The following is a 6,559-nucleotide window of genomic DNA, read 5'->3' as shown; positions in this document are numbered from 1 at the left end:
AGCGAGGCGGTGAGCGGTGTCGCCAGGAGCAGTATGTGAACGCCCGGTTGGGCATTCACCCACTGTTTCCAGGAGGCTCGCCATGACGCCGCTGCGCCAACGCATGCTGCATGACATGCAGATCCGCAACCTTGCGGATAATACCCAGACGTCCTATCTGATTCAGGTACGCAGTTTCGCCCGGCACTTCCGCCGCTCGCCCGAACTGCTGGGTCCCGAGGAGATCCGCGCCTGGCTCATCTACCTTCGCGAAGAACGCAAGCTGGCACCCGCCAGTCTCGGCGCAACGATCGGCGCACTGCGTTTCCTCTACCGGGTGACGCTCAAACGTGACTGGAGCGACGAGGATTTCCCGCTGCCGAAGAAGCCCGTGAGACTACCGGTCATCCTCAGCTTCGAGGAGATCACCACCTTCTTCGACTCCATTCCCGGCCTGAAGCACCGGGCCATTCTGATGGTTGCCTACGCAGCGGGCCTGCGGGTGTCGGAAGTCGTCCACCTGAAGGTCACTGACATCGACAGCAAGCGCATGGTCATCCGTGTGAACCAGGGCAAGAATCGCAAGGACCGGTACGTGATGCTCTCGCCGCGGCTGCTCGAGATCCTGCGAACGTACTGGCACGACGCCCACCCGCGCGAGTGGCTGTTTCCAGGCAACATTCCCGGACAACCCATCAGCCGCGATGCCGTCGGCCAGGCATGCCAGCTTGCACGGGAGCGCAGCGGCATCAAGAAGCCAATAACGCCACATTCCTTGAGGCACGCGTTCGCCACGCACCTGCTGGAAACGGGTACTGACGTACGAAGGATCCAGTTGCTGATGGGCCATAGGTCCCTATCGACTACCTCGCGCTACTTACGCATCGCGACCAGCACCGTGTGCGCCACCACCAGTCCCTTCGACCTGCTCCCGCATCCCGAACCCATTCCATCTCCGCCTCCTGCGCCCGAGTATTTCTGAGCGCAACCATGCGTCCGGCGCTCGAGGTGGCGGACATATTTCGCCGCTGTGGCCCACAGTATCGGCAAACCCATGCCGAGGGGCTCAGTCGTGTCCAGCGGCGCGTGATGAGCGCCATCGAGCTGTGTCGTACCGCCGCACTTGGCGCCCATCTCGAGCAGTGCGATGCGTGTGGCCATCAGCGCATCGCCTACGACTCGTGCCGCAATAGACATTGTCCAAAGTGCCAGTCGCTCGCCCGCGCGCAATGGCTCGAGCGCCGGCAGGCCGAGCTGCTTCCCGAGATCGAATACTTCCATGTCGTCTTCACACTTCCCGAACCCATCGCGGCTCTCGCGTACCAGAACAAACGCGTTCTCTACGACTTGCTGTTTCGCGCCAGCGCCGAGACACTGCGCACGATCGCCGCCGATCCGAAGCACCTGGATGCCGAGATCGGCTTCATTACGATCCTGCACACGTGGGGGCAGAATCTGCTCCACCACCCGCACGTGCATTGTGTCGTGCCTGGTGGTGGTATCTCCCCGGACGGCGAACGCTGGATCGCCTGCCGCCCCGGCTTCTTCCTGCCCGTGCGGGTGCTCTCACGGCTCTTTCGCCGGCTGTTCCTCGAGCAGCTGCGCCGCGCGTTCGATGCCGGCATGCTTCGCCTGCACGGCCAGCTCGAGCCGCTGCATGATGCCCGCGCGTTCGCTGCCTGGCTTGCGCCCGCTGCCAGGTCAGAGTGGGTCGTCTACGCCAAGCCACCCTTTGGCGGGGCCAAACACGTGCTCGATTATCTGGGCCGCTATACCCATCGCGTCGCCATTTCCAATAACCGGCTGCTGGGCTTTGACGGACACGCCGTACAGTTCCGCTGGAAAGACTACCGGCACGACGCCCGGCACAGCACCATGACGCTCACGGCCGACGAGTTCATCCGTCGCTTCCTGCTGCATGTGCTGCCTGACGGCTTCAAGCGCATCCGCAGCTACGGGTGGCTTGCCAACTGCCACCGTGCCGACAAGCTCGCCACCTGCAGGCAACTGCTCGGTGTCGAGGCTCCCGCTGCTGCCGCAGCCGAGCCCGGGGAAGACTACCGTGAGCGCTACCAGCGACTCACCGGCAAGTCACTACGCGACTGCCCCGTATGTGGCAAGGGACACATGCTTCGCATCGAAGACATGCCCGGCAGCCTTCCACGAGCCCCGCCAGGTCCTGACCATGCGCGCTAGTTGCCACCACATCTGTTTCCGCACACGTTTGCCTTTCCCGACGAGGCTAACGCAGCCGCACTCGCGCCATCGATCCGCGATCGCGTCAGAATATGCCAAAACTGCGGGTCACTGGCCTGCCGGCGCTTACTTTCCAAAGTCTTCCGCGTGCGAGGCTTTGCGCGATCGCTGGAAGTCCGGTTGCGGCCGCTCGCGCTGGACAGCAGAAATTACCGCAGTGGTCATTCAACGCCCATAGCGGTCACCGCCTGCGGAGCGGCTTAGCACAAATGGTTTTTTAGTTACCGCTCGCGGGCTGATCCTGATCGGCTCCGTTATGACTCTGCGGCCGCGATCGCTAACCAAAAAATCCTCTGCCTTATCGCGAGATGCGCATAAAGTCGTCTGAATCTGGCTTGTGAGATCCATAGTGGACCTCGTAGTCTCCTCCGAGGTTTGCCGCAACATGTGCGGCCATCTCTTCTTCCGCGTAGATTCCGCCAAAGTGCCAAGGCGAATTCTTTACCAACGCGAAGCCGAGAACCCAGCCCTGGTTATCCGGGTCTGCGGGTAACGAGGTGAAGTCGGGCAATACGGCATTGGCGAACTGGGTGAACTCACGCTCTGCGGCCTCGTGCGCATCGAAGTTGGCCGGACTTGTGCGAAACACTTGACGTGAATCGGCCGGATAGAAGACTTCAATATAAACCTTGCCAGAAGCGACGTCGGTAACGCTTTCGCATCGGTATTTCGTCATTCGCATTCTCCTTGTTTGAACTTTCACAGCGTGCCTGCCTGATCCGGGTTATTCCGATCAATACGAGACAGGCTTACTTGGGACAAAGCTCGTCGCGTGAAGAAGGGCCGTGCTGGCTCGTTGGCATTCTTCCATCTCGACCTTCGAGAGTGCCCCAACTTGCTTGAGGTGTTCCGTGCAACGCTTATTGGTTGCCTGCGCCTCCGGCAAATTATCCGCATACCATTCAACGCTATGCGCAGACGCGGTGAATGGCATGACAGCAGCTAATGAGATAACCGCAATCACCGTAGATTTCATTGCATGCTTTTCCTACAACTCGTCGTTGGCAAGCCACGTGAGAGCGCCGTCGCGTTAGTCACGCTACCCTTAGCGGCTCGCAACACGCGCTTCATCACAAGGCCGCGATCACGGCCGACGCTGTGCTGAGCCCCAAGGCTATCGCTGTCGACACCGCGGCGATCGCGTTCAAGCGCCCGATCTCCATGCTCGCACGGACCTGCGCTTCCCACGTGGCTTGATTCGCTCGGAACTGCTCCGCATGCCAGGTAAGCACTTTGAGATCCAACTCAACCGGTTCGATCGCGTTTGTATCGTAAGCCTCGCCTTCGTGCAAAGCTAGTGGCACGCGTGCCGAGCGCAGCCAATACCACGCCGCAATCAGGCCCACGATGAGCCCCGCAATGGCAAGTGCGATCGAGATCGGATGCGATATGTTCGTGAGCCCTTGGTTCATCTGATTGTGGCGTTCCCTTTTCCGTGTCTTCGTTACGACACCACTTTCACCCCGGCGCGTGCCTCGACCAGCGTATCGACAGCGCTTTTCGGAAGGCCGTTCCAAACCATAAACTGCGCGCCTTCGTCCTTCTCAGCGTGACGATGACGAACAAGGAACACTTGGCGCTCATAGTCGTGATGGCGCAGCGAATCGGACGCAAAGTCTCCCGAAGGCTTGAAAGAATGACGCGACTGCATAACGTTGCCAGGAAGATCGTAGGTCTCTCCGTCAGCAACGCCACCGATGAACAGAATTTCCATTTCAATAAACCTTGTATGTCGGCTACCGGCCGTGGCGGGGCGCTCTCGCGCCAACTGATTCTCCGTTGGCACGGTCGCGCATTGCCTTTATCGCGAACGGCCCGGATCAAGAAAGCTACGGAAACGTCGCCTATTTGACTCGAGTCAATTCGGCACTTCCACCCATAGTAGGCATGAGCAAAGTATCGTGCTCTTTGTCGTAGCCGACATTCGCCGTACCGAAACCTGTCGCAACCTGGAGCACGCCGTTCTGATACGTCGCCGGGATTTTGTCGGTTTTCGTGCCGCCAACCAAATAGTTCGGATGTGTGTCCACAATCAAAAAGCCATCTCCATTGTTGGAGATTTCCACGGTTTCCTTCCGCCCTTGACTTTCCCATTTGCCGACAAACTGGTCACGGTCTTTCTTGCCGCAGCCGCCAAGAATCACGACAACGCCGACAGCTAGCGAAACAATAAAACCCCGAAGCATTTTTTTCCCTTCATGTTGTAGCCGGCGGCCGGCCGGTGCGGGGCGCTCGCGCGCCGGTTGTTTTCCTGTGTGGCCCGCGCGCCGGGCGCGCGCGCTTTTCCTATTTGTCTCACAGTGCTAATACTTCAGACTCGTGCACTGAATGCCACTCAAGATTTGCTGTTTGACATTGGCATGGCATTGTGTGGCTGTCTGCTCAACGACCTGTTCCATGTCCCGCAGACCGGCTCCTTTGTTGGTGTACACACATCGAGATGACGCGCTCGTACCGTAGAATTCATAGACATCAAGAGACACCTGCCGGGGGAAATCTGGACGTGGTGTAGTGCACGAGACGACAACAGTCGGCAGTGCGTCTGCCGCACTAGCGCTCATGTTCGCCAGTAGCGCAGGGATTGCTAGAGCACAGATTGTCAACATGCGCATGGTGCGTCCTTCTTTTCCTACGTTTTCGAGTTCGAAGCAATCGCCGTGCGGATTCGAACCTTTTTGTCGCGGAGATACGTGGCGGTTTGTCGAACACCAACCTCAATCTGCCAAATCCCAAGCATGATCAACACCGCTCCAACGCTGGCTTGCCAAACCGCCGACATACCGACGACATACCACGCAACGAATGCAAGCAGCCCCCCCCAACGCGACGCAGACGCAGCCCATAGCGATTCCAGATATCAACCACGTAAGCGCGCCGTGAACCGGGATCGGATTTCCGTCACTGTCGAGGGTTGCGCTGTCGAAGCGGTCCCACGTTTCCATAAGCGATCGCCAAAATTTTCGCGGCTGCATTTCAATTTTCCTTGTTGTGGCCAGAACCGATTTTCCGATTGTTTAACGTCTCGGACGGACACCATTGCGCGCACGCCGGATCGCAGCGCGTGCGTGCTGGCGCGCGCTAACCTGATTTAGTCCAGTGTTCAAGCAGACAAGCACAACCGCGCACACGGCACACACGCTCGCCAAAACGCCAGCGGGGATAAGGGAATATCGAATCATCATGTCGCTTGGCACTTCGACAAAGCTCGGCATTCCGAACGCCCACACCGCCGCGCCGATCATCCCCAAAATGGCCGCGCCCCACATGGACAGCATGCAAAGCATAAATAGGACAAAGCAAACCCAATAGAGCACATTCACGGCTCGGCTGTTGTCATCGACGGTCTGGTCCATATGCTCTTCCGGTGTGTCTGGCTAGTGTTTCGCGGTTGCACAATAACAAACCCTTTGCCTGACGGAACGTAAGCCGCCCGACCACGACTAGATTTGAAGCGCAGCTTGGGTTGGCGCGACCTTGATTGCACCAAGCTTCTTGCCAACTTGGTCCATCGCGGAAAGGTATTCTCTTAGCTGTGGTTCGATTAGCTTCATTCCCTTTTCGGTCTGCCCTTTTCTCGATGGCAGCAATTGCGTGAATGCACTGTTGTCCCGTTGAACGACAAGTTGTTGGGCCTCGACGTATGATCGGTGCGCGTAGTTCCGATACGTGCGAGCCTCGAACAGCCACGCGGAATTCTCAGCCTCCGATAACACCGCATACGCATTCGCACATCGAGGTTCACCCTTCATCTTGCTCTGCACCTCCTCTGGCCTTAACCGCTTTGGCTTCACTTCAAGATGATAGAAGCTATTGGCCCAGACGTGCATCAAATCGTAAGCGGCCATCAGCTCCCAGAAGAAGGCGCGAATGCGGGCATACAGCTCGACATTGCTCTGCGGGTTATAAGTCGTTGTCAGTGGGACGATCGCTTCAAGATGCATCTTTGCGGCCGCGTACGCTGCAGCGGCCAGATCGTGATGATCCTCGGATCTAGTCCGTTGAATCTCCCACGATTCCTCAAACTTTGCCATGTTCTGTTTTCCAGTTTGGCCCACGCTAACGGCGAGAGCGCTTTTCCGATTCGGTCTATTCATGACCGCCGTTTATGCGGTATATCGTGTTGTCAACATCCACTTGCGCTTGTTTCAGGCGCGTACACAGGCTTTCCAGCTCTCCTTGGTCGCCGCATTTGCTTTCGTTCATCGCCAACTGAATCTGCTCGTTCGCGGCCCGAGCAGCCGATAGCTGCGGCTCCTTATCGGCGTCGGCCGTTGTACGTTGGTTAAGACCGAATGCGATAGCAGCGACGAGTGCAAGGATGTAA

Annotated in this window: 10 protein-coding genes; 2 read left to right on the top strand and 8 right to left on the bottom strand. The window is 58.2% G+C overall.

The window, feature by feature from the left end; translation table 11 throughout:
• Nucleotides 1–82 precede the first annotated feature (82 nt).
• Together P0D80_RS48030 and P0D80_RS48025 are read left to right on the top strand one after the other, a co-directional pair.
• Nucleotides 83–961 (top strand): tyrosine-type recombinase/integrase, encoded by an 879-nt coding sequence (locus P0D80_RS48030; RefSeq protein ID WP_310127049.1) that lies wholly within the window; start codon nt 83–85, stop codon nt 959–961.
• Between the two features lie 8 nt (nt 962–969).
• Nucleotides 970–2,175: an IS91 family transposase gene (locus P0D80_RS48025; RefSeq protein WP_408295264.1), complete on the top strand. Its 1,206-nt coding sequence runs from the start codon at nt 970–972 to the stop codon at nt 2,173–2,175.
• Between the two features lie 358 nt (nt 2,176–2,533).
• Here P0D80_RS48025 and P0D80_RS48020 read toward each other — a convergent pair whose 3' ends face one another.
• The 8 genes from P0D80_RS48020 to P0D80_RS47985 form a co-directional block, all read right to left on the bottom strand.
• Nucleotides 2,534–2,911 (bottom strand): hypothetical protein, encoded by a 378-nt coding sequence (locus P0D80_RS48020; protein ID WP_408295261.1) that lies wholly within the window; start codon nt 2,909–2,911, stop codon nt 2,534–2,536.
• Between the two features lie 57 nt (nt 2,912–2,968).
• Nucleotides 2,969–3,211, bottom strand: coding sequence for a hypothetical protein (locus tag P0D80_RS48015; RefSeq protein WP_408295258.1), 243 nt, complete (start codon nt 3,209–3,211; stop codon nt 2,969–2,971).
• A gap of 94 nt (nt 3,212–3,305) precedes the next feature.
• On the bottom strand, nt 3,306–3,647 hold the full coding sequence (locus P0D80_RS48010; RefSeq protein ID WP_408295255.1) for a hypothetical protein: 342 nt from the start codon (nt 3,645–3,647) through the stop codon (nt 3,306–3,308).
• Nucleotides 3,648–3,679: 32 nt separating this feature from the next.
• Nucleotides 3,680–3,949, bottom strand: a complete 270-nt coding sequence (locus tag P0D80_RS48005) for a hypothetical protein (protein WP_408295253.1) — start codon at nt 3,947–3,949, stop codon at nt 3,680–3,682.
• A 130-nt stretch (nt 3,950–4,079) separates the two neighbouring features.
• Nucleotides 4,080–4,421: a DUF3876 domain-containing protein gene (locus P0D80_RS48000; RefSeq protein ID WP_408295250.1), complete on the bottom strand. Its 342-nt coding sequence runs from the start codon at nt 4,419–4,421 to the stop codon at nt 4,080–4,082.
• An 828-nt stretch (nt 4,422–5,249) separates the two neighbouring features.
• Nucleotides 5,250–5,588, bottom strand: coding sequence for a hypothetical protein (locus P0D80_RS47995; protein WP_408295247.1), 339 nt, complete (start codon nt 5,586–5,588; stop codon nt 5,250–5,252).
• Nucleotides 5,589–5,675: 87 nt separating this feature from the next.
• Nucleotides 5,676–6,266: a hypothetical protein gene (locus P0D80_RS47990; RefSeq protein WP_408295244.1), complete on the bottom strand. Its 591-nt coding sequence runs from the start codon at nt 6,264–6,266 to the stop codon at nt 5,676–5,678.
• Between the two features lie 55 nt (nt 6,267–6,321).
• The coding region (locus P0D80_RS47985) for a hypothetical protein (RefSeq protein ID WP_408295241.1) at nt 6,322–6,559 on the bottom strand (238 nt) is incomplete at its 5' end.

The organism is Paraburkholderia sp. RL17-373-BIF-A (genome assembly GCF_046030175.1).
Classification (GTDB): domain Bacteria; phylum Pseudomonadota; class Gammaproteobacteria; order Burkholderiales; family Burkholderiaceae; genus Paraburkholderia.
Note: the sequence above shows the minus strand (reverse complement) of the source record. Positions and strands in the feature narration are given on the sequence as shown.